General features: G+C 51.2%; 20 protein-coding genes and 1 pseudogene. 7 read left to right on the top strand and 14 right to left on the bottom strand.

Annotation, left to right across the window (positions count from 1 at the left end):
• Positions 1 to 114: 114 nt before the first annotated feature.
• The 5 genes from pstS to phoU all read left to right on the top strand — a co-directional run bounded on the left by pstS (position 115) and on the right by phoU (position 4,740).
• The gene (gene pstS / locus NA197_RS21335) at positions 115 to 1,155 is read left to right on the top strand and encodes a phosphate ABC transporter substrate-binding protein PstS (RefSeq protein WP_000867131.1); all 1,041 of its coding nucleotides are present in this window, start codon (positions 115 to 117) and stop codon (positions 1,153 to 1,155) included.
• 135 nt (positions 1,156 to 1,290) lie between these two features.
• Positions 1,291 to 2,250 (top strand): phosphate ABC transporter permease PstC, encoded by a 960-nt coding sequence (pstC, locus tag NA197_RS21340; protein ID WP_000741630.1) that lies wholly within the window; start codon positions 1,291 to 1,293, stop codon positions 2,248 to 2,250.
• The gene (gene pstA, locus NA197_RS21345; RefSeq protein WP_064043230.1) at positions 2,250 to 3,140 is read left to right on the top strand and encodes a phosphate ABC transporter permease PstA; all 891 of its coding nucleotides are present in this window, start codon (positions 2,250 to 2,252) and stop codon (positions 3,138 to 3,140) included. Before pstC ends, pstA begins: the two co-directional genes overlap by 1 nt.
• Positions 3,141 to 3,226: 86 nt before the next feature.
• Entirely contained in the window at positions 3,227 to 4,000 is a 774-nt protein-coding gene (pstB, locus tag NA197_RS21350) for a phosphate ABC transporter ATP-binding protein PstB (protein ID WP_000063118.1), read from the top strand.
• Positions 4,001 to 4,014: 14 nt separating this feature from the next.
• Complete coding sequence (gene phoU / locus NA197_RS21355) at positions 4,015 to 4,740, top strand: phosphate signaling complex protein PhoU (protein ID WP_000377800.1); 726 nt, start codon at positions 4,015 to 4,017, stop codon at positions 4,738 to 4,740.
• 94 nt (positions 4,741 to 4,834) lie between these two features.
• On the opposite strand, the gene yieH is transcribed toward phoU, so the two are convergent.
• On the bottom strand, positions 4,835 to 5,500 hold the full coding sequence (yieH, locus tag NA197_RS21360; RefSeq protein ID WP_064043229.1) for a 6-phosphogluconate phosphatase: 666 nt from the start codon (positions 5,498 to 5,500) through the stop codon (positions 4,835 to 4,837).
• Between the two features lie 168 nt (positions 5,501 to 5,668).
• Here yieH and adeP point away from each other — a divergent pair, with 168 nt between their 5' ends.
• Positions 5,669 to 7,006, top strand: a complete 1,338-nt coding sequence (adeP, locus tag NA197_RS21365; protein ID WP_001519317.1) for an adenine permease AdeP — start codon at positions 5,669 to 5,671, stop codon at positions 7,004 to 7,006.
• A 44-nt stretch (positions 7,007 to 7,050) separates the two neighbouring features.
• On the opposite strand, the gene NA197_RS21370 is transcribed toward adeP, so the two are convergent.
• The 13 genes and pseudogenes from NA197_RS21370 to NA197_RS21430 all read right to left on the bottom strand — a co-directional run bounded on the left by NA197_RS21370 (position 7,051) and on the right by NA197_RS21430 (position 19,003).
• Positions 7,051 to 7,635, bottom strand: a complete 585-nt coding sequence (locus NA197_RS21370) for an NADPH-dependent FMN reductase (protein ID WP_001575173.1) — start codon at positions 7,633 to 7,635, stop codon at positions 7,051 to 7,053.
• Complete coding sequence (locus NA197_RS21375) at positions 7,635 to 8,390, bottom strand: 4'-phosphopantetheinyl transferase family protein (RefSeq protein ID WP_000190678.1); 756 nt, start codon at positions 8,388 to 8,390, stop codon at positions 7,635 to 7,637. Before NA197_RS21375 ends, NA197_RS21370 begins: the two co-directional genes overlap by 1 nt.
• A gap of 157 nt (positions 8,391 to 8,547) precedes the next feature.
• Positions 8,548 to 9,507: an HTH-type transcriptional regulator YidZ gene (gene yidZ, locus NA197_RS21380; protein ID WP_064043228.1), complete on the bottom strand. Its 960-nt coding sequence runs from the start codon at positions 9,505 to 9,507 to the stop codon at positions 8,548 to 8,550.
• Positions 9,476 to 10,663 (bottom strand): MFS transporter, encoded by a 1,188-nt coding sequence (locus tag NA197_RS21385; protein ID WP_064043227.1) that lies wholly within the window; start codon positions 10,661 to 10,663, stop codon positions 9,476 to 9,478. Before NA197_RS21385 ends, yidZ begins: the two co-directional genes overlap by 32 nt.
• Before the next feature lie 801 nt (positions 10,664 to 11,464).
• Positions 11,465 to 12,400 carry a retron St85 family RNA-directed DNA polymerase gene (locus NA197_RS21390; RefSeq protein ID WP_000353754.1) on the bottom strand — a complete coding sequence of 312 codons (936 nt, stop codon included), beginning with the start codon at positions 12,398 to 12,400 and terminating at the stop codon, positions 11,465 to 11,467.
• Positions 12,400 to 13,362, bottom strand: a complete 963-nt coding sequence (locus NA197_RS21395; RefSeq protein WP_000461379.1) for a retron St85 family effector protein — start codon at positions 13,360 to 13,362, stop codon at positions 12,400 to 12,402. Before NA197_RS21395 ends, NA197_RS21390 begins: the two co-directional genes overlap by 1 nt.
• A gap of 324 nt (positions 13,363 to 13,686) precedes the next feature.
• A pseudogene (locus tag NA197_RS21400) lies at positions 13,687 to 14,534 on the bottom strand (tyrosine-type recombinase/integrase).
• Positions 14,535 to 14,789: 255 nt separating this feature from the next.
• Positions 14,790 to 16,154, bottom strand: a complete 1,365-nt coding sequence (mnmE, locus tag NA197_RS21405) for a tRNA uridine-5-carboxymethylaminomethyl(34) synthesis GTPase MnmE (protein WP_000019081.1) — start codon at positions 16,152 to 16,154, stop codon at positions 14,790 to 14,792.
• A 141-nt stretch (positions 16,155 to 16,295) separates the two neighbouring features.
• Positions 16,296 to 17,942, bottom strand: a complete 1,647-nt coding sequence (yidC, locus tag NA197_RS21410; RefSeq protein WP_000378278.1) for a membrane protein insertase YidC — start codon at positions 17,940 to 17,942, stop codon at positions 16,296 to 16,298.
• 2 nt (positions 17,943 to 17,944) lie between these two features.
• A complete protein-coding gene (gene yidD, locus NA197_RS21415) occupies positions 17,945 to 18,202 on the bottom strand; it encodes a membrane protein insertion efficiency factor YidD (RefSeq protein WP_001307474.1) in 258 nt (85 codons plus the stop codon).
• On the bottom strand, positions 18,166 to 18,525 hold the full coding sequence (rnpA, locus tag NA197_RS21420) for a ribonuclease P protein component (protein ID WP_000239725.1): 360 nt from the start codon (positions 18,523 to 18,525) through the stop codon (positions 18,166 to 18,168). Before rnpA ends, yidD begins: the two co-directional genes overlap by 37 nt.
• Before the next feature lie 16 nt (positions 18,526 to 18,541).
• A complete protein-coding gene (gene rpmH / locus NA197_RS21425) occupies positions 18,542 to 18,682 on the bottom strand; it encodes a 50S ribosomal protein L34 (RefSeq protein ID WP_000831330.1) in 141 nt (46 codons plus the stop codon).
• A 228-nt stretch (positions 18,683 to 18,910) separates the two neighbouring features.
• Positions 18,911 to 19,003: a hypothetical protein gene (locus tag NA197_RS21430; RefSeq protein ID WP_418142141.1), complete on the bottom strand. Its 93-nt coding sequence runs from the start codon at positions 19,001 to 19,003 to the stop codon at positions 18,911 to 18,913.
• Positions 19,004 to 19,342: 339 nt separating this feature from the next.
• Between NA197_RS21430 and dnaA the strand changes: the two genes are divergently transcribed.
• A complete protein-coding gene (dnaA, locus tag NA197_RS21435; protein ID WP_000059093.1) occupies positions 19,343 to 20,743 on the top strand; it encodes a chromosomal replication initiator protein DnaA in 1,401 nt (466 codons plus the stop codon).
• The last annotated feature ends 1 nt before the right edge of the window (position 20,744 follow it).

Here is a 20,744-nt window from a genome sequence, read left to right on the forward strand (position 1 = left end):
TTTCCATTGTCATCAAACCGTCATAATCAAGACATATAACTGTCATCAATTTGTCCTATTTTGCTCATCGTAGCAACTCAAACAACGATTTACCGAAACCGTGCAGGAGACATTATGAAAGTTATGCGTACCACTGTCGCAACTGTTGTCGCCGCGACCTTATCGATGAGCGCGTTCTCTGCCTTTGCAGCAGCAAGCCTGACAGGTGCCGGTGCAACGTTTCCTGCGCCGGTGTATGCCAAATGGGCGGATACCTACCAGAAAGAAACCGGTAACAAAGTCAATTACCAGGGGATAGGCTCTTCCGGCGGCGTGAAACAAATCACCGCGAATACCGTTGATTTCGGCGCTTCCGATGCGCCGCTGTCTGACGAAAAATTGAATCAGGAAGGCCTGTTCCAGTTCCCGACGGTGATCGGCGGCGTGGTGCTGGCGGTGAATATTCCAGGCCTCAAATCCGGTGAACTGGTGCTGGATGGTAAAACGCTGGGTGACATCTACCTCGGTAAAATCAAGAAGTGGGATGATGAAGCCATCACCAAACTGAACCCAGGCGTGAAGCTGCCTTCTCAGAACATCGCTGTGGTGCGTCGCGCTGACGGTTCCGGTACCTCCTTCGTGTTCACCAGTTACCTGGCGAAAGTCAACGACGAGTGGAAATCGAAAGTGGGCGCGGGTTCTACCGTGAACTGGCCAACCGGCCTGGGCGGTAAAGGTAACGACGGCATCGCGGCATTTGTACAGCGTCTGCCAGGCGCTATTGGCTACGTTGAGTATGCGTATGCCAAGCAGAACAACCTGGCCTACACCAAACTGGTTTCTGCCGACGGCAAACCGGTAAGCCCGACGGAAGAGAGCTTCTCTAATGCGGCGAAAGGCGCAGACTGGAGCAAAACCTTCGCGCAGGATCTGACCAACCAGAAAGGTGACGATGTGTGGCCAATCACCTCCACCACCTTTATCCTGGTCCACAAAGCGCAGAAGAAACCTGAGCAGGGTGCTGAAGTGTTGAAGTTCTTCGACTGGGCCTACAAAAATGGCGCTAAGCAGGCGAATGATCTGGACTACGCCAGCCTGCCGGATAACGTTGTCGAGCAGGTTCGTACCGCCTGGAAGACCAGTATAAAAGACAGCAACGGTAAGGCGCTGTATTAATTAACGAATTGGCGGATGGCGCTACGCTTATCCGCCCTACGGTTTCGACCGCAGGCCCACGTTGTAGGCCGGATAAGCGTAGCGCCATCCGGCAGGGGCAACGTCGTAAAACGCGTTTAATGGAAAGAGTAATTTATGGCTGCAACCAAGCCTGCTTTTAACCCGCCGGGTAAAAAAGGCGACATGATTTTCAGCGCGCTGGTAAAACTGGCTGCGCTGATTGTGCTATTGATGTTGGGCGGTATTATCGTCTCATTGATCATCTCCTCCTGGCCAAGTATTCAGAAATTTGGTTTCTCATTTCTTTGGACTAAGGAATGGGACGCGCCAAACGATATCTACGGCGCGCTGGTGCCCATTTACGGCACGCTGGTGACCTCCTTTATCGCACTGCTGATCGCTGTTCCGGTCAGTTTCGGCATTGCCCTGTTTTTAACCGAGCTGGCGCCAGGCTGGCTAAAGCGTCCGCTCGGCATCGCCATTGAACTGCTGGCGGCAATTCCCAGTATCGTGTACGGCATGTGGGGGCTGTTTATCTTCGCGCCGCTGTTTGCGACGTACTTCCAGGAGCCGGTCGGCAATATTCTTTCCAACATTCCGTTTGTCGGCGCGCTGTTCTCCGGCCCGGCATTTGGTATCGGCATTCTGGCGGCGGGCGTCATCCTCGCCATCATGATCATCCCCTACATTGCGGCGGTTATGCGCGACGTCTTCGAGCAAACGCCGGTAATGATGAAAGAGTCCGCTTACGGTATCGGCTGCACTACCTGGGAAGTTATCTGGCGCATCGTGCTACCGTTCACCAAAAATGGCGTGATCGGCGGCATTATGCTGGGGCTGGGCCGTGCTCTGGGTGAAACGATGGCGGTCACTTTTATCATCGGTAATACCTACCAGCTCGACAGCGCGTCGCTGTATATGCCGGGCAACAGCATCACTTCCGCGCTGGCGAACGAATTCGCTGAGGCGGAATCGGGTCTGCACGTGGCAGCGTTGATGGAGCTGGGGCTGATTTTGTTTGTGATCACCTTTATCGTCCTGGCGGCGTCTAAGTTCATGATTATGCGTCTGGCGAAGAACGAGGGAGCACGTTAATGGCTACGCTTGATATGCAGAACACCGCGCAGCTCGCGGAATCCCGCCGCAAGATGCAGGCGCGTCGACGCATGAAGAACCGCATTGCGCTGACGCTGTCGATGGCCACCATGATTTTCGGTCTGTTCTGGTTGGTGTGGATCCTGATGTCCACCGTGACCCGTGGTATCGACGGTATGTCGCTGGCGCTGTTTACTGAAATGACACCGCCGCCAAACACGGCGGGTGGTGGTCTGGCTAACGCCCTGGCGGGCAGCGGACTGCTGATCTTGTGGGCGACCGTTATCGGTACCCCGCTGGGAATTATGGCGGGTATTTACCTGGCCGAGTATGGCCGTAAATCCTGGCTCGCCGAAGTCATTCGCTTTATTAACGACATTCTGCTTTCCGCGCCGTCAATTGTTGTGGGGCTGTTTGTTTACACCATCGTGGTGGCGCAGATGCAGCACTTCTCCGGTTGGGCTGGGGTGATTGCGCTGGCGCTGTTGCAGGTACCGATCGTTATCCGTACCACTGAAAACATGCTCAAATTGGTGCCGGATAGCCTGCGTGAAGCCGCTTATGCGCTGGGTACGCCGAAGTGGAAGATGATCTCCGCGATTACGCTGAAAGCCTCTATCTCCGGCATTATGACCGGTATCCTGCTGGCTATTGCGCGTATCGCCGGCGAAACGGCGCCATTGTTGTTTACCGCGCTCTCGAACCAGTTCTGGAGCACCGACATGATGCAGCCGATCGCCAACCTGCCGGTGACCATCTTTAAATTCGCGATGAGCCCGTTTGCCGAATGGCAACAATTAGCCTGGGCGGGCGTGCTGATTATTACCCTGTGCGTACTGCTGCTGAATATTCTGGCGCGTGTTGTTTTCGCGAAGAAAAAACACGGTTAAAGACATTGTAGGCCTGATAAGCGTAGCGCCATCAGGCATTATTTTACGGCGTGGCGGATGCGGCGCTGGATGAGGAAAAGAGTGAAATGAGTATGGTTGAAACTGCCCCGAGTAAGATTCAGGTTCGTGATTTGAACTTCTACTACGGCAAATTCCATGCCCTGAAGAACATTAATCTGGATATCGCGAAGAATCAGGTAACGGCATTTATCGGGCCATCCGGCTGTGGTAAATCAACGCTACTGCGTACCTTCAATAAAATGTATTCGCTTTATCCGGAGCAGCGCGCGGAAGGTGAAATTCTGCTGGATGGCGACAATATTCTCACCAACACCCAGGATATCGCGCTACTGCGCGCAAAAGTGGGGATGGTATTCCAGAAGCCGACGCCGTTCCCGATGTCCATCTATGACAATATCGCCTTTGGCGTGCGTCTGTTTGAGAAGCTGTCTCGCGCCGATATGGACGAGCGCGTGCAGTGGGCGTTGACCAAAGCCGCATTATGGAACGAAACCAAAGATAAATTGCACCAGAGCGGGTACTCTCTCTCCGGTGGTCAGCAGCAGCGCCTGTGCATTGCGCGCGGTATCGCCATTCGCCCGGAAGTGCTGCTGCTGGATGAGCCATGCTCAGCTCTGGACCCGATCTCTACCGGGCGTATTGAAGAGCTGATCACCGAGCTGAAACAGGATTACACCGTGGTGATCGTGACCCACAACATGCAGCAGGCGGCACGTTGCTCCGATCATACGGCGTTTATGTACCTGGGCGAGTTGATTGAGTTCAGCAACACGGACGATCTGTTCACCAAGCCCGCGAAGAAACAAACAGAAGACTATATCACCGGTCGTTACGGTTAATTCAGGAGTGCGTAATGGACAGTCTGAACCTTAATAAACATATTTCCGGCCAGTTCAATGCCGAACTGGAAAGCATCCGCACTCAGGTAATGACCATGGGCGGCATGGTGGAGCAGCAGCTTTCTGACGCTATCACCGCCATGCACAACCAGGACAGCGAGCTGGCGAAGCGCGTGGTAGAAGGCGATCATCAGGTTAATATGATGGAAGTCGCCATCGATGAAGCCTGTGTGCGTATTATCGCCAAGCGCCAGCCGACGGCGAGCGATCTGCGTCTGGTAATGGCGATTATCAAAACCATCGCCGAACTGGAGCGCATTGGCGACGTGGCGGATAAAATCTGCCGTACCGCGCTGGAGAAATTCTCCCAGCAGCACCAGCCGCTGTTGGTGAGTCTGGAGTCGCTGGGCCGCCACACCGTGCAGATGCTGCACGACGTGCTGGATGCGTTCGCGCGCATGGATCTCGACGAAGCGGTGCGTATCTACCGTGAAGACAAGAAAGTTGACCAGGAGTACGAAGGTATCGTGCGTCAGCTGATGACCTACATGATGGAAGACTCGCGCACCATTCCCAGCGTGCTGACCGCGTTATTCTGCGCTCGTTCTATCGAGCGTATCGGTGACCGTTGCCAGAATATCTGCGAATACATCTTCTACTTCGTGAAGGGGCAAGATTTCCGTCACGTGGGCGGCGATGAGCTGGATAAGCTGCTGGCGGGGAAAGACCCAAAAGAGTAAATCTCATTCTTTTGCCCGGTGGCGCTGCGCTTACCGGGCCTACAGGTACAGATGCTGTAGGCCGGATAAGCGTTAGCGCCATCCGGCATTTCAGTTAACGCGTAATCTCCCACCCGCGCGCTTTCCACAATCCCGGCAACTGCGCCAAATCGGTAAAAGTCGTCACGTTAGGGTGATCGATCGGCTTGTTATGCGGATCGGCGCAGAAATAAAACACTTCCATTCCCGCCGCAATTCCTGACTGCGCGCCTGCGCTGGAATCATCCACCAGAATACACTTCTCAACATTGACCTTCATGGCGTTCGCCGCATGGAGCATCAGCGCCGGATCGGGCTTCCAGCGTTGAATATCGTAACCGCTAAACAGCAAATCGGGAAAATGATGCAACATGCCCAGTTTACCCAGCGAATGCTGCATCTTACTGACCGGCCCGTTGGATACCACGCACATGGGCGTCTTAATGCTGTCCAGCAGGGTATTTGCGCCCGCGATCGCTTCCAGTTCGGTATCGAACAGACGCGCCACTTCCGCGCGGTATACCGGCTCCAGCTCCGCCTTTGCCAGCGCAACGCCATACTCTTTACTGATGGTATCGATAATTTCGTAGAGCTTTACGCCTTTAAAGCGTCTGAATACTTCCGTGAGCTCAAGCGTAATGCCGAACTGCCGGAACATAGTGACATAGGCGCGCGAGCAAATTACTTCACTGTCGACCAGCGTGCCGTCACAGTCAAAAAACACCGCTTCGATTTGGGACATGTCATTTCCATTTTAACAAGTTTAACGTTTACGTAATGCTGAATGAGGGGACGCAATCGTTGCCGTACTAACAAATTGAGTGAAAAAAATTACCACACAACTGCGCCAGGTGTCGCATTTTGGTATAGGATAACGGCGAATTTTCCCTCCTTTCTCCGGAAATTGATAATGAGTCAACAACACACCACCCAAGCTTCTGGTCAGGGTATGCTGGAACGCGTGTTTAAACTGCGCGAACATGGCACGACGGCACGAACCGAAGTGATCGCCGGTTTTACCACTTTCCTGACGATGGTTTATATCGTTTTTGTTAACCCGCAAATTCTGGGCGTAGCTGGCATGGACACCAGCGCCGTCTTTGTGACCACCTGTCTGATTGCGGCCTTTGGCAGTATTTTGATGGGCCTGTTCGCTAACCTGCCGGTGGCGCTGGCGCCCGCGATGGGGCTGAATGCGTTCTTTGCCTTCGTGGTTGTGCAGGCAATGGGACTGCCGTGGCAGGTAGGCATGGGCGCCATTTTCTGGGGCGCTGTTGGACTTTTATTGCTGACTATCTTCCGCGTGCGTTACTGGATGATCGCCAACATTCCGGTCAGCCTGCGCGTGGGCATCACCAGCGGCATCGGCCTGTTTATCGGCATGATGGGGCTGAAAAACGCCGGCGTGATCGTCGCTAACCCGGAAACGCTGGTCAGCATCGGCAACCTGACCTCGCACAGCGTGCTGCTGGGGGTTCTCGGATTCTTTATTATTGCGATTCTCGCTTCGCGCAACATTCATGCGGCGGTGCTGGTGTCCATCATCGTCACGACGCTGCTTGGCTGGATGATGGGCGATGTACATTACAACGGCATTGTCTCCGCGCCGCCAAGCGTCACCAGCGTGGTAGGGCATGTCGATTTGGCAGGCTCGTTCAATCTTGGCCTGGCGGGGGTTATTTTCTCCTTCATGCTGGTAAACCTGTTTGACTCCTCCGGTACGCTGATTGGCGTGACCGATAAAGCCGGGCTGGCGGATGAGAAAGGCAAATTCCCGCGCATGAAGCAGGCGCTGTTTGTTGATAGTATCTCTTCCGTCACTGGCGCATTTGTCGGAACGTCTTCTGTGACCGCTTATATTGAATCGTCTTCCGGCGTTTCGGTGGGCGGTCGCACCGGTTTGACGGCGGTGGTGGTCGGTATTTTGTTCCTGCTGGTTATCTTCCTGTCGCCGCTGGCGGGCATGGTGCCGCCTTACGCGGCGGCGGGCGCGCTGATTTACGTCGGCGTGCTGATGACCTCCAGCCTGGCGCGGGTAAACTGGCAGGATTTAACCGAATCGGTCCCAGCATTTATTACGGCGGTAATGATGCCGTTTAGCTTCTCGATCACCGAAGGTATCGCGCTGGGCTTTATCTCTTACTGCGTGATGAAAATCGGTACCGGTCGCCTGCGCGACCTTAGCCCGTGCGTAGTGATTGTCGCGCTGTTATTTGTGCTGAAGATTGTGTTTATTGACGCACACTGATGAAATGAACCCTCGCCCCATCGGGGGGAGGGTTTTTAAATAACTTACGCTTTAACGCGCTGAATATACTCGCCAAATGCGGTCAGCTGACCGGTCAAATGATCTAACGTTCCCTGATCCACCACTTCTCCAGTCTGCGGGTCGACTTTGTTCTGAATCACGCCGCCCATAAACTCCGGTTTATTCATCACCATCGCATCAAGGAACACCAGAATCTGGCGCAGATGATACTGGCAGCGCGCGCCGCCAATCGCCCCCATTGAACTGGTCTGGATAAGAACGGGCTTACCCGCCAGCGGCTGCTCAGGCAGACGGGATAGCCAGTCGATGGCATTTTTCAGGCCGCCGGGAACGGAATAGTTATATTCCGGCGTCACAATGACGACGCCGTCGGCGTTGCGAATCTGCTCCGCCAGCGCCTCTACGCTGGCTGGAAATCCCTCTTCCTGCTGGATATCGGCGTCATACAGCGGAATATCCCCGATCGAAGGCAGCGGCGATACTGTCATTCCTGCCGGCGCGACTTTAGGCAGCGTACGCGCCACCATTCCGTTAAAGGAACCTTTGCGTAAACTTCCCAGCAATGTAACCACATTCAGCGTTTCAGACATACGTGCCCCTTTTTTCATTATGAACGATTAAGCGTATACGATTTGGCGGCGGGGAGTTGGGCGAATCGCATCAGACGGCCGGTTGGCTCATTGGCGCGCGTCTGGATATCGGGCAGGCTTTTCCAGCCTAGTTTGCCATCGAACTCCCACACTTTTAATTTTTCTATCGCTGGCGTAACGGTTACGGACCATACCAGTACATCTTCCGCATCGCACACGGCTTCAAGCTGCGTGACATGCGCGCACTTCAGGCGTCCGGCAACGGGTAAAAGTTGCAGCTCCCGCGGATCGTCATTCATGACATCGCCGGTGAGTTTTAACACGCTCTGGCGCAATGTAATGAGTTGCGCTCGCGCTTCGTTGGGATCGTTTTGATTGGCTACCCATAAGTTTTCATTACGGGAGAAAGGGTGGCGTTCGAGCGAATGCGGATGGTGAAAGCCGCGGGAGGTGCGCTGTAATTCCATATCCAGCCCGCACTCTCCTTCGGTGGTCAACGCCACGCCAACCATATTTCCGGCGTAGGAGATAGAAAAGCCTGGCAGATTTTTGTCACGAAACGCGGGTTTACCTTTCGCCTGAATAATGATTTCCGGCAGCTCGCTAATTCCGTACAGCATAAACATCAGTTCGGCAAGAAGGCCTCTGGAGGCGAGAAAACGCGTTCGTCGGTGAGCAGGCAGGTTTCTGGCTTCAATATGGCAAGACGAAGAGAGACGAATTGAAACCAACTGTCCCTCCGTAAGTATCCCTCTGGCAAAGTGAGTCGCCATTTTTCGCTCCGTGATTAATGGGCCGTGATAATGACGAGAGTAACATTAACGTAAATTATGGACAGGTTTTACGCGCTAAAAATTCAATTTCAGAAGGTTCTTTAATCAGACGGTGACATTTCTGGTAAAAGGAAGGTGAATTTATCAACGCAGGTGGTCAGATAAGGCGACGGCAGAGCGTGTTGATAGCCTGTCGTAGCCACACAATCTTGGGATTATGACTATTACGTTTGTGCCATAATAGGGTAAACGGCACCATCAGCTTTTCCCGCTGTTGCGCATCAAAAGGCAGGGGGCGCGCCACTAACGGTAGCTGGTGGAGCTGATTGTAGTGCTGGCAATAGCGCGGCGCGGTTGCTATCAGGGTGTGATCCGGCTGGGCGGCCATAAAGAGCGACTGCTCGAACCCCGGCAGGCTCAACGCAATATGGCGTTTGCGTCCCATTTCTTGCAGGACATCATCCAGCGCCCAGGTATCGCTTTGCTCCCAGCAAATACTGATATGCGGGTAGCGCAGAAAAGTGTCCAGATCCCACGCTTCGCGCAGCGCCGGATGATCTTCCCGCAGCCAGACCCACGGTAAATCGCTAAACAGTACCTCAAAATCAATCGCGAGCGGTAACAGACTGAGCAATTCTCGCGAGCGGGGATGGCTTTCGCGTCCGGTAAATCCGATATCGACTTCCCCACGCGTAATCGCCTCCAGCGAGTCATAATCCCAGTTGCGAACCTTAATGGTAGCCTGCGGATAGCGCTGATAAATCTGCTGCGACAGTGAATTAAACATAATCATCATCAGCGGCGACTCTGCCGCCAACTCAAATTTTAAACCGCGTGGCGTTTGATGATGCGGCTTATCAAGCAGTTGGTTCCCCATCTGCATCCAGTCCGCCAGACTTTGCTCCATACTGACCATCAGCGGCGTCGGCGCCAGGCCCAGCGGCGTATTGACTAACAGCGGATCGTCAAACCATGCCCGGAGTTTCGCCAGCGATTTGCTGACCGCAGAGGGCGTTACGTTCATCCGTTTTGCAGCTTTAGTGACGCTGCGCTCCTGCATGAGTAACTGTAGGCATAACAGCAGATTAAGATCGAGACTGGTAAGGGATTTCTTCATGCTCGGCTACGGACCTGTTGGGCGCGACGGAGAAGATCAGCAGAATACTCACTATGCTACAACCAATCAGAATCCCGATCAGCATATTCATCGCGCTGATACCGAGTATTGCCGCCAGCCAAATCCACAGTGATGAACCGCAAACCTGAGCGATACCCAGCGTGGAACTGGCCACTCCGGCGCGCAGCGAAAACGGCCCCAGCGCCTGGCTCATCGCGACGCCAAAACCAACCGAGAATCCGGCGCAGATAAGCGTCAGGCCAAAGAGCGTGACGGTATTGGTATGAGCAAGGCTTAACGTCACGCCAGCCGTCAAAAACAGCCCCTGTGAGACGAGCATTAAGGTTCGCGGCTTAAATAACCCAAGCGCAAAAGGGGTAGAAAAAGAGACGACCATGCTGACGCCTGCGGTGAGCGCCATGGTAATGGCATAGTCGCCACGGCTAAATCCCATCACCTCCATCAGCAGCACTGGAGAGGCATTGACGAAGGTCAGGATCACCGACACGCTAAGGGTGGTGATCGCTAGTCGACTAACGAAAAAACGGTTAACCAGCGACTCGGCGGCGGACGACGATGGTGATAAATCGCGTGGAGCCAGCCTTGCCGGGCGCGTCTCGCGCAGGATGAACAGTGATAACAGGCCCACAATAATGCCCATCGCGGACATCGTATAGAACAGACTTTGCCAGGGGAAACGCAGCATAATCAAATGCCCCACCACCGGGGCGAGTACCGGCACAATACAGGTAATCCCATTCAATAATGACAGCACTTTCGCCCGGCGATGCTCGTCGAGCGTGTCGCGCAGAATGGCGAACGCCACCACATAGCAGCCGCCTGCGCCTACTCCCTGAAGAAAACGCCCACTCAGAAATAGCGAGCCTTCCGACGCCCGTGAACAAAGCAGTGAGGCCATCATAAAGACGAGCGCGCCGACGATCGCGACCGGCTTGCGGCCTGACTGGTCGGCTATCTTCCCGGCAAACAGCATGGCCGTCGCCATTCCGGCCAGGTAAACGGAGAAGGCGATATGCAACTGCGACTCACTGGCGTTCAGATCGACGGCTATACGCGGTAAACCGACCAGATACATATCAATACCAGCAGGATAGAGTAAAACCAGGGCAAAACTACACAGTAGAAAACGTTTCATAGCGGCCTCACGAAAAGTGTGGCGCTAAGAATACGGGGCGACGTTGCGCGAGACGAGTTGCCATTTGGACAACAGTGATTTCCTATGAGGCAATGAGATATCACCCCGGCAGTGACGTAAGCCGGATGGCGTCAGCCGTCACCCGACACCAATACAGAAACTGGAAAATCTAGATAATTCGTTGATATATAATCTATAATTTGCCTTGAAAACATGGCTATGGGCACATTAAAGGACACAAAAACCAAGTAGCTGGTGAAACTGTAAATAGACCCGTTTTAGTTCCATGCATTTTTTGAGATCCCGGCCAGATTGACCCTGGTAAGTGAATTTCTGACATCTGTTTGAGTGTCAGCCAGTTTGTTGCAGTGGATTTGCAGGCAGTAGCCGGGTTGAAGCTGATCTGCGCGCTGGCGTCACTTTCACTCTCTTACGCTCTTAAAAGTGACGCCGCGTTTTGCACATTCAGCAGGAAGTACGGACGGAAAGCCTTCGGCAATGCCGTCCGACTTCTCTACAGCGTTCTGTCTGCCGCTACGCTTGCAACAGGGTAGCGATAAAGGGTGTGGTCACCTGTATCGAGACAGGAGGTCAGTTTCAGGCCACGCTTCGTTCCCTGGTTGACCGGGGGCGTAGGGAAGCTGTGGGGAATTGTTTATGGGATTTGAAAAATTTATTTTTCTGGAAAATCTATGATTAAGTTAGGCCAAGCGTATAATGTAATACGCTTAGGAAAACTTATTCCAAGTTGTTCTGGGCATAATCAACAAAACACTGGTGTCTATAAAAGTGCAGCAGAAATTATTTGTCTTTTTGTTTTTGTAATTTATAAATATTATCAGATCCATATTTAATGACCATGCTTTTATAAAACGAAGGCTCAATATTTTTAGCAAATGCAAGTAGCCCGACTAATTTATTGCATTCGTCAGTAGATAATTTCCCATTTATAAAATGATGGATCATGGCAGAGATTTTTCTTTTCCTTTCTCTACCTATGGATAATTTGTTATCGTTTGTTAGAGTTATACCAGTAACGTGACGGTTATGTCCTTTTGAAGAAAACACTGTTTTTTCATGATTGATTCTAATCCTACCTAAAGAATATTTAGGCAGTACGTTTTCAAGCATGTCAGGTATATCAAACAAAACATCTTTATTATTTGTTGAAAAGGTTAAATCATCAGCATAACGAGTATAGTTAACGCCTATTTTAGAGCATATCTCTTGAACCTCAATATCCCAAAAGTACATCACAAAATTTGATATTAAAGGTGAGCTTGGTGCTCCAATACTTAATCTTAAATTACTATTTCTCTTGGATTTGAAGAATAATATATTCTCAAGTAGTACTTTATCATCTGCAGTTAAATCAATATTTGCAAGTCGTAACTTTGAGAAAAATAGACGTGGTGTTATGCTAGGGAAAAAATTCTCAAAATCCATCTTCAACAAGTATTTTGTATGAAGATGAACTTGAGCGTTGGTCTTAATGCTACTGCCCTTTTTATATGCAAATGCGCATTCATGAACGGGTAATTTATCGGTTAAATACTCAGTAATTTCACGTTGTATAAATTTTAGTTCTTTCGAAGGATGAGCAATAGTTCTCTTCTTATCTGAGTTTCTTTTTGCAATTTTATATATTTTATAGCGATAAGGTGCCGTCAATGAAAAGGAAATGATTTCACTTTTCTTGGTTAATAGTAAATCTGAAATATGCTGTAATATGTCCATTAATTAATCTCCTCAGCCATTTCTTTTTTTGCTATTATTTGACGCAGCGCTGTAATTCTTCGTTTTGATAATGGATCGGTTAATGTTACAAAAGATTGTCTAACCTTCATTTTTAATTGTTGATTATCTATGAGTTTATTATCTTTAGTTTTACCAAATTTTACCCATTTGCGCTCTTTTAATGGAAAGTAATATTTGTTTGAGCTATATGATAAAACGTCTATAAAACCAACTTTCTGAAGTAAATAAATTGATCTGTTAATAATTTTTGTTGAAATATTAATCCCTAATGAGTTTAGGGCTGATTCTATTTCACTAAGTTGTATTGGGGCGCAAAGAGATATAATTTCAGTAATTAGAAGTGCTATATGTCCAGAATTATCCTTACTGAATTGTTCTGTTTTTGGGATTGATGAAAGTTTTTCTTTTATATTTACACATAAATCATCAAGAAAATCATTATCGTATTTTAAGACTTCAGGATCCGGCCAAGGATAGATTACAACAGAGGATGAGACTTTCTTCTTAATATACTCTAGTGGGCCTAAATAAATGAATGAGTCCTCACCGTATACTTCTTCCGCTGAAGCAACAATCAGTATTTTTTTAAATAGTTCTGATTTGTTGCAAAATATACCTAACTCAACTAATGATCCTGGGCTTTCTAAAAAAATGATAATAAGAGATGAAATACTGGCTATATCATCTTCAAACACCAGAAGGTCCGGATAGGCATTCTCTTTAAAATAATCCTTGAATGTCTCAGCTAGAATGAAATGTTCGTGAAGTTCAGAGGCATGTTTTGCTGTGTAAGTGAGTAGTCTATCCCTAAAACTGGGGGGAATTGGTGCACGTACATCGACTTTGCCACCACACACGAAAAGGAGACGATGAGATATATCAACATTGAAGTTACTTATGTCTAACAATTCAAATTGTTTTTTAATAGTTTCTTCAAACATTGATTTAAACGTTATGTATTTTTGATTTGTCTTCCGTTGATGAAAAAAACGAGCAATGTTTTTTGCTCGTTTTTTACTCTTTACTAGAGGAGGCGCTAGAAAGTTTTCTACCGATCCTAGAGACTTCTAGGATCGGTAGAAAACTTTCTAGCGCAACCCTAAAAGTACTCAATAAGTTAGTGTCTGGCGAAACGCTCGACAAGGCTATAAATCAAAGCCTAACGCTAAAGAGTGATGTTATTATGGTTGAGAAGTGCATCTTTTTCAACCGGTTAGATAGTATATTCTAATCAGAAACTATTATTGTTATATTTTCCATATTATTCATACGGTTACATTGTAAGACTTCCCGAATTGTCCAATGATAACCTTCCTTCCAGTCTCAATCTGCGCATCAACAAAATCAGCCCAAGACTGAAGCATCTCCCGGCGCCGATTTAGGTACTCCGCACGGTTGTAGACACCGTGAACGCCGCCGATCTTATGCGCTAGGTATTTCTCTATCCAATCCGAGTTGTAGCCCTGCTCATGTAGCAATGTGCTGGCAGTACGCCGGAAGTCATGAATAACAAAATCCCTGACGTTCAGATCCAGCGTACGCACCGCACAGTTCAACGTTGTTTTGGAGATCGGACGTCGGTAGCCGTGTCGGCTGGGGAAGACATAAGGGGAATCTCCGGCCAGAAATTTTAGCTCTTCGAACATCGCCAGCGCTTGTTTTGATAGCGGAAGCAGGTTATCCATCTTCATTCTTTCGCCGGGTATACGCCATTCCAGCGAATTGAAGTTAACTTCACTCCATGTTGCTTCAATCAGTTCTGATTTACGCACCATGCAGATAATTAGCAGGTGCAGAGCCAGCGTTTGGCGAATGTTTTGGCTGCCGTTGGGTCTTTGTGTTTAAGCTTTTCTTCCTGCTTTTTCTGCGCGGGATTGATGCCATGGGCAACCAGTGAGCGGCACTTTTCACGCCAGAGCCGCGCTTCTGCAAGTGAGAAAGCTGGGTATTCGCCCAGCGTGATCTGTTACGATTTGTTGTCAAAGCGGTAGCGGAAACGCCAGATTTTTCCTCCGGTGGGAAGAACTTCAATCACCAACCCGTCATGATCGGCAAGTTGCCAGGGGCGGTTTCTGGGAGCAAGTGTGCGTAATTTGGTATCTGAAAGTGCCATATCTCACCTCTATAGTGTGTCCATGAGAAGGGATATTTGAGCGTTTTTTATACCGTTTTTTGTGTTCATTTGATGTAATTTTTAGATCAAAAAGTAAACAATGGTACACGAGGGATTTAAAGATGGGGACAATTCAGGACACAAAAATCGCGGATGAACCCGCACGACTATGGACGAGTATGGAAAGTAAAAACCCGCATTAACAGGCAGTTAATGCGGGTTAGTGAACGTTCACGGACGAGGATGGACTAAAACTTACTTACCAATACAGAAGCTGGAGAAAATCCGTCCCAGCAGGTCGTCGGAGGTAAACTCGCCGGTAATCTCGCTTAAACTTTGCTGCGCCAGGCGCAACTCTTCCGCCAGCAGTTCCCCCGCCCATGCGCCTAATAACTGCGCTTTGCCCTGCTCAAGATGTTCAGCGGCTTCCGCCAGCGCCTGTAGGTGACGGCGGCGGGCCAGGAAGCCGCCTTCCATATTGGTATCAAACCCCATGCTCTGCTTGAGGTGGTTACGCAACACGTCGACGCCTTCGCCGGTACGCGCCGAGAGGCGAACCAGTGAGTGACCGTTTACTTCACTAATACCCAGCGTTTCGCCGGTGATATCCGCCTTGTTACGTACCACGGTAATCGGTAGATTTTTGGGCAGACGGGCGATAAAGTCCGGCCAGATGTCGGCAGGGTCAACGGCGTCTGTCGTGGTGCCATCCACCATAAACAGCACGCGATCGGCCTGTTCAATCTCCTGCCAGGCGCGTTCGATGCCGATACGCTCAACTTCGTCGCTGGCGTCGCGCAGTCCGGCGGTATCGATGATATGCAGCGGCATCCCGTCGATGTGAATATGCTCGCGCAACACGTCGCGCGTGGTACCGGCGATATCGGTGACAATGGCCGCTTCACGGCCTGCCAGCGCATTCAGCAGGCTGGATTTCCCGGCATTCGGGCGTCCGGCAATCACTACCTTCATCCCTTCGCGCAGCAGGCTGCCCTGGCGCGCTTCGGTGCGCACGGCGTCAAGATCGGCGATGACGCCATTGAGCTGCGCTTCGATTTTGCCGTCAGAGAGAAAGTCGATCTCCTCATCCGGAAAATCAATAGCCGCTTCGACGTAGATTCGCAGGTGAGTAAGTGCTTCCACAAGGTGGTTAACGCGGGCGGAAAATGCCCCCTGTAACGAGTTTAGCGCCGAACGCGCCGCCTGTTCGGAACTGGCATCGATCAGGTCGGCAATGGCTTCCGCCTGGGCTAAATCGAGCTTATCGTTGAGGAACGCTCGCTCGGAGAACTCGCCCGGTCGGGCAATGCGCACGCCTGGAAGCGTCAGGATACGTTTTAACAGCAGGTCCAGGATCACCGGACCGCCGTGCCCTTGTAGCTCCAGCACATCTTCACCGGTGAAGGAGTTCGGGCCGGGGAACCACAGCGCAATACCCTGATCCAGCGCGCTGCCGTCAACGTCTTTAAACGGCAGGTAGTCGGCATAGCGCGGCTTCGGCAGTTTGCCCAGCACCTCTTGCGCAACGTCGCGCGCCTTCAGACCAGAGATACGCAGGATACCCACGCCACCGCGTCCCGGTGGGGTTGCCTGGGCGACGATAGTGTCGTTATGGCTCATGGTTAGTCTCAACTTTGTTGCAATAAAAAAAGGCGGTCATATGACCGCCTTTTGATTGTAGGCCTGATAAGCGTTAGCGCCATCAGGCTGACCGGCGCGCCTTGCCGGATGGCGGCTTCGCCTTATCCGGCCTACACCGAATCAGGATTTTTTCTTCTCGCGGCTATGCAGGCCACGCTTCTCCAGACCACGGTAAATCAGCTGCTGCTGAATGATGGTGACCAGGTTGCTGACGATATAGTACAACACCAGACCTGACGGGAACCACAGGAAGAACACCGTAAAGATGACCGGCATAAAGGTCATGATCTTCTGCTGCATCGGGTCGGTCACGGTGGTCGGCGACATCTTCTGAATGAAGAACATCGTTACGCCCATCAGGATCGGCAGAATGTAGTACGGGTCCTGTGCGGACAGGTCATGAATCCACAGCGCGAACGGCGCATGACGCAGTTCAATGGAACCCATCAGCATGTAGTACAACGCCAGGAAGATAGGCATCTGGATGATCAGCGGGAAGCAGCCGCCCAGCGGGTTAACCTTCTCCGCTTTGTACAGGGCCATCATCTCCTGGCTTTGGCGCTGTTTATCATCGCCAAGACGTTCGCGCATCGCCTGAATTTTCGGCTGCAGCATACGCATCTTCGCCATTGACGTGTACTGCGCTTTGGTCAGCGGGTACATGATACCGCGAACGATAAAGGTAATGATGATAATGGAGAAGCCCCAGTTGCCCACAAAGCTGTGGATCCACTTCAGCAACTTGAACAGCGGCTGAGAGATGAACCACAACCAGCCGTAGTCCACGGTCAAATCCAGGTGCGGTGCAACAGCCGCCATTTTATCCTGAATTTCCGGGCCGACCCACAGGGTGCTGGTCATCGCGCCAGTCTGGCCTGGCTGTACCAGTACCGGCTGCGCTTTATAGCCGATAGCGACAATGCCGTTACCCAGATTGGCGGTGTAGAAATTGTTGGTGCCGTCGTTACGCGGAATCCATGCGGTAGCGAAATACTGCTGCAACATTGCCACCCAACCGCCTTTGGAGCTGACGTTGAGGTTTTCGTTATCGGCAATGGTGTCGAATTTGTATTTCTCATACTTCTCATCCGGCGTGGAGTACGCTGCGCCGCGGAACGTATGCAGCGCAAAGTTGCTGCTGCCGGTGTCGCGATGAGGAGGCAGGTTGACGGATTGTTTTAACTGACCAAAGGTGGAGACTTCCAGCGGTTTTTCGCCGGTGTTCTGCACGCTATAGTTCACGTTAACCGCATAATCGCCACGCTTAAAGACAAACGTTTTGGTAAACGTGTTGCCTGCGGCGTCAGTATAAGTCATCGGAACCTGCAGTTCGTTCTGACCGTCGGCCAGTACAAACGCATCTTTCTCGACGTTGTACAGCGGACGCGGGCCGTTCGCCGGGTTATCCGGGCCGTCGCGGCCTGTCAGGCCGCTTTGCGCCTGATAGATAAACTGCGGGGTGGTTTCCAGCAGCTGGAACGGTTCGTTGGAACCCAGTTCTTTCGGGTAAGCCGGGAGCAAGGCCTGCTCGACATCACCACCACGGGTGTTGATAGTCAAATCAAGCACATCGGTTTTCACCGTAATCATTTTCCCCTGGCCACTGGCTGGTACGCCCTGGTCGGCGGCGCTACCCGCTGCGGTGGTCGTTGTCTGCGTGGTCTGTTGAGTCTGAGGTTGCGGATTTTTATCCTGCTCCCAGGCTTGCCAGATCATGAAAGACACGAACAGCAAAGCGATGACTAAAAGATTGCGTTGCGAATCCATCGTTAGTGTTCTCTGGTATCAAATGGTCCGGGCGGGACGGGATCGTCACCACCAGGGTGTAAAGGGTGGCATTTTAATACGCGTTTCACCGTCAACCAACTGCCTTTTATCACTCCAAACCTGCGCAATGCCTCAATTCCGTAGCTTGAGCACGTTGGCGTGAAACGACAATGCGGCCCAAGCAGCGGACTGATCAGGCGTTGATAGACCCGAATAAGGGCTATCAGGACCCGCGAGCCAGGCGACAGTGGCGGCGCCATAATTTTTCCAACGCTTCCGAGAGAGCACGGTTATCGAGGTCGGCAACCCCTTTTTTCGCCACCACCACGAAATCCATTGCAGGAAGTTCATGCTGGCGCAGACGGAAGCTTTCACGCGTCAGACGTTTAATCCGGTTGCGTTCATGCGCACGTCGAACGTTTTTCTTGGCGACGGTAAGACCGATACGGGGATGCCCCAGCGAATTCAGGCGGCCGAGGATGGTGATTTGCGGCGTGCCAGCCCGTTGAGGTTGCTGGAAGACGAATGTGAAATGAGCGGGAGTTAACAAACGTAACTCCCTGGGAAATGCGAGCTTAACCACTCAGGGGTTAGCTTTATTACTTGGAAACGGTCAGACGAGCGCGGCCTTTAGCACGACGACGTGCCAGAACCTGACGACCATTTTTAGTAGCCATACGAGCACGGAAGCCGTGAGAACGGTTGCGCTTCAGTACAGACGGTTGAAAAGTGCGTTTCATGGCGATTTCTACCTAAACTTGAATAAATTCACTGACTTTTGCGTATACCCGAACAAACTTTGAACGACTTACGCCACAGTGTGGGTGATTAAAGAGGCCGGATTGTAATAATTGTACACTCCGGAGTCAATTCTCTTTCCTTATTTTCCCGCGATTTTCCACGCCTTTTTGTGCGGAAAATAAGCAGCGTTGACGCCATATGACGGGCATTGCGCGACGGGTGGAGAATTATACGGACTGCCAGGTAAAGCGCAAGGATCGCCCTGGATCTTTATGCGATCTTTTAGGCGTCTGCTCACCTTTACCTATTAATTTTTTCAATATGCGCGCGAAAGCGTACAGGAGTTCCCCAGGATCGATTACACTTATCCTTTCCTGGAAAGTCCTGTGGATAAATCGGGAAGAATCTGTGAGAAACAGAAGATCTCTTGCTCAGTTTAGGCTATGATCCGCGGTCCTGATCGTTTCAAACGATCCTGGTCAGGCATGAACACGAAATCTTTCAGACTGCGTGAAGTCGCGATCGTTTGAAAGATCCGTGAAAACCGCAGACAGCGGTTCGTGCGTCACCCTTCATGCAGGGTCTTATCGACGTGCGCCAACAATCATTAATGTATCAGCCTTTGTCATTTATCGACTTTTGTTCGAGTGGAGTCCGCCGTGTCACTTTCGCTTTGGCAGCAGTGTCTTGCCCGATTGCAGGATGAGTTACCAGCCACAGAATTCAGTATGTGGATACGCCCGTTGCAGGCGGAACTGAGCGATAACACGCTGGCTTTGTATGCGCCAAACCGTTTTGTGCTCGATTGGGTAAGAGATAAGTACCTCAACAATATCAATGGATTACTCAACACATTCTGCGGCGCGGATGCCCCACAACTGCGTTTTGAAGTGGGAACAAAGCCCGTTACGCAAACGCTAAAAACGCCTGTGCATAACGTTGTCGCGCCTGCGCAGACAACGACGGCGCAGCCGCAGCGCGTAGCGCCTGCGGCCCGTTCGGGCTGGGATAACGTACCAGCGCCGGCGGAGCCGACCTACCGCTCCAACGTCAATGTAAAACATACATTTGATAACTTCGTCGAAGGTAAATCCAACCAACTGGCGCGCGCGGCGGCACGTCAGGTGGCGGATAATCCTGGCGGCGCTTATAACCCGTTATTCCTCTATGGCGGCACCGGTCTGGGTAAAACTCACCTGCTGCACGCGGTGGGTAACGGCATTATGGCGCGTAAACCCAACGCGAAAGTCGTGTATATGCACTCCGAGCGCTTTGTGCAGGACATGGTAAAAGCCCTGCAAAATAACGCCATCGAAGAGTTTAAACGCTACTACCGCTCCGTTGACGCATTGCTGATCGACGATATTCAATTCTTCGCCAATAAAGAACGATCCCAGGAAGAGTTTTTCCACACCTTTAACGCTCTGCTGGAAGGCAATCAGCAGATCATTTTGACGTCGGATCGCTATCCGAAAGAGATCAACGGCGTTGAGGATCGTCTCAAGTCCCGCTTTGGTTGGGGGCTAACAGTGGCGATCGAACCGCCAGAACTGGAAACCCGCGTGGCGATCCTGATGAAAAAAGCGGACGAAAATGATATTCGTCTGCCAGGCGAAGTAGCGTTCTTTATCGCCAAGCGTCTACGCTCTAACGTACGTGAACTGGAAGGCGCGCTGAACCGGGTGATCGCCAATGCCAACTTTACCGGCCGGGCGATTACTATCGACTTTGTGCGCGAAGCGCTGCGCGATTTACTGGCGTTGCAGGAAAAACTGGTCACCATCGACAATATTCAGAAGACGGTGGCCGAGTATTACAAAATCAAAATTGCGGATCTGCTTTCTAAGCGTCGATCTCGCTCGGTAGCACGTCCGCGCCAGATGGCTATGGCGCTGGCAAAAGAGCTCACCAACCACAGTCTGCCGGAAATCGGCGATGCGTTTGGCGGGCGCGACCACACTACCGTACTTCATGCCTGTCGTAAAATTGAGCAACTGCGTGAAGAAAGCCACGATATCAAAGAAGATTTTTCGAATTTAATCAGAACATTGTCGTCGTGAT

Origin of the sequence: Salmonella sp. NW884, from assembly GCF_051700745.1 — a bacterium.
GTDB lineage: Bacteria > Pseudomonadota > Gammaproteobacteria > Enterobacterales > Enterobacteriaceae > Salmonella > Salmonella enterica.

Bases quoted from the DNA above. Each gene is read 5' to 3' on its own strand.
- pstS (WP_000867131.1), top strand. From the start codon at position 115: ATGAAAGTTATGCGTACCACTGTCGCAACTGTTGTCGCCGCGACCTTA.
- pstC (WP_000741630.1), top strand. From the start codon at position 1,291: ATGGCTGCAACCAAGCCTGCTTTTAACCCGCCGGGTAAAAAAGGCGAC.
- pstA (WP_064043230.1), top strand. From the start codon at position 2,250: ATGGCTACGCTTGATATGCAGAACACCGCGCAGCTCGCGGAATCCCGC.
- pstB (WP_000063118.1), top strand. From the start codon at position 3,227: ATGAGTATGGTTGAAACTGCCCCGAGTAAGATTCAGGTTCGTGATTTG.
- phoU (WP_000377800.1), top strand. From the start codon at position 4,015: ATGGACAGTCTGAACCTTAATAAACATATTTCCGGCCAGTTCAATGCC.
- yieH (WP_064043229.1), bottom strand. From the start codon at position 5,500: ATGTCCCAAATCGAAGCGGTGTTTTTTGACTGTGACGGCACGCTGGTC.
- adeP (WP_001519317.1), top strand. From the start codon at position 5,669: ATGAGTCAACAACACACCACCCAAGCTTCTGGTCAGGGTATGCTGGAA.
- NA197_RS21370 (WP_001575173.1), bottom strand. From the start codon at position 7,635: ATGAAAAAAGGGGCACGTATGTCTGAAACGCTGAATGTGGTTACATTG.
- NA197_RS21375 (WP_000190678.1), bottom strand. From the start codon at position 8,390: ATGGCGACTCACTTTGCCAGAGGGATACTTACGGAGGGACAGTTGGTT.
- yidZ (WP_064043228.1), bottom strand. From the start codon at position 9,507: ATGAAGAAATCCCTTACCAGTCTCGATCTTAATCTGCTGTTATGCCTA.
- NA197_RS21385 (WP_064043227.1), bottom strand. From the start codon at position 10,663: ATGAAACGTTTTCTACTGTGTAGTTTTGCCCTGGTTTTACTCTATCCT.
- NA197_RS21390 (WP_000353754.1), bottom strand. From the start codon at position 12,400: ATGGACATATTACAGCATATTTCAGATTTACTATTAACCAAGAAAAGT.
- NA197_RS21395 (WP_000461379.1), bottom strand. From the start codon at position 13,362: ATGTTTGAAGAAACTATTAAAAAACAATTTGAATTGTTAGACATAAGT.
- mnmE (WP_000019081.1), bottom strand. From the start codon at position 16,154: ATGAGCCATAACGACACTATCGTCGCCCAGGCAACCCCACCGGGACGC.
- yidC (WP_000378278.1), bottom strand. From the start codon at position 17,942: ATGGATTCGCAACGCAATCTTTTAGTCATCGCTTTGCTGTTCGTGTCT.
- yidD (WP_001307474.1), bottom strand. From the start codon at position 18,202: ATGGCGCCGCCACTGTCGCCTGGCTCGCGGGTCCTGATAGCCCTTATT.
- rpmH (WP_000831330.1), bottom strand. From the start codon at position 18,682: ATGAAACGCACTTTTCAACCGTCTGTACTGAAGCGCAACCGTTCTCAC.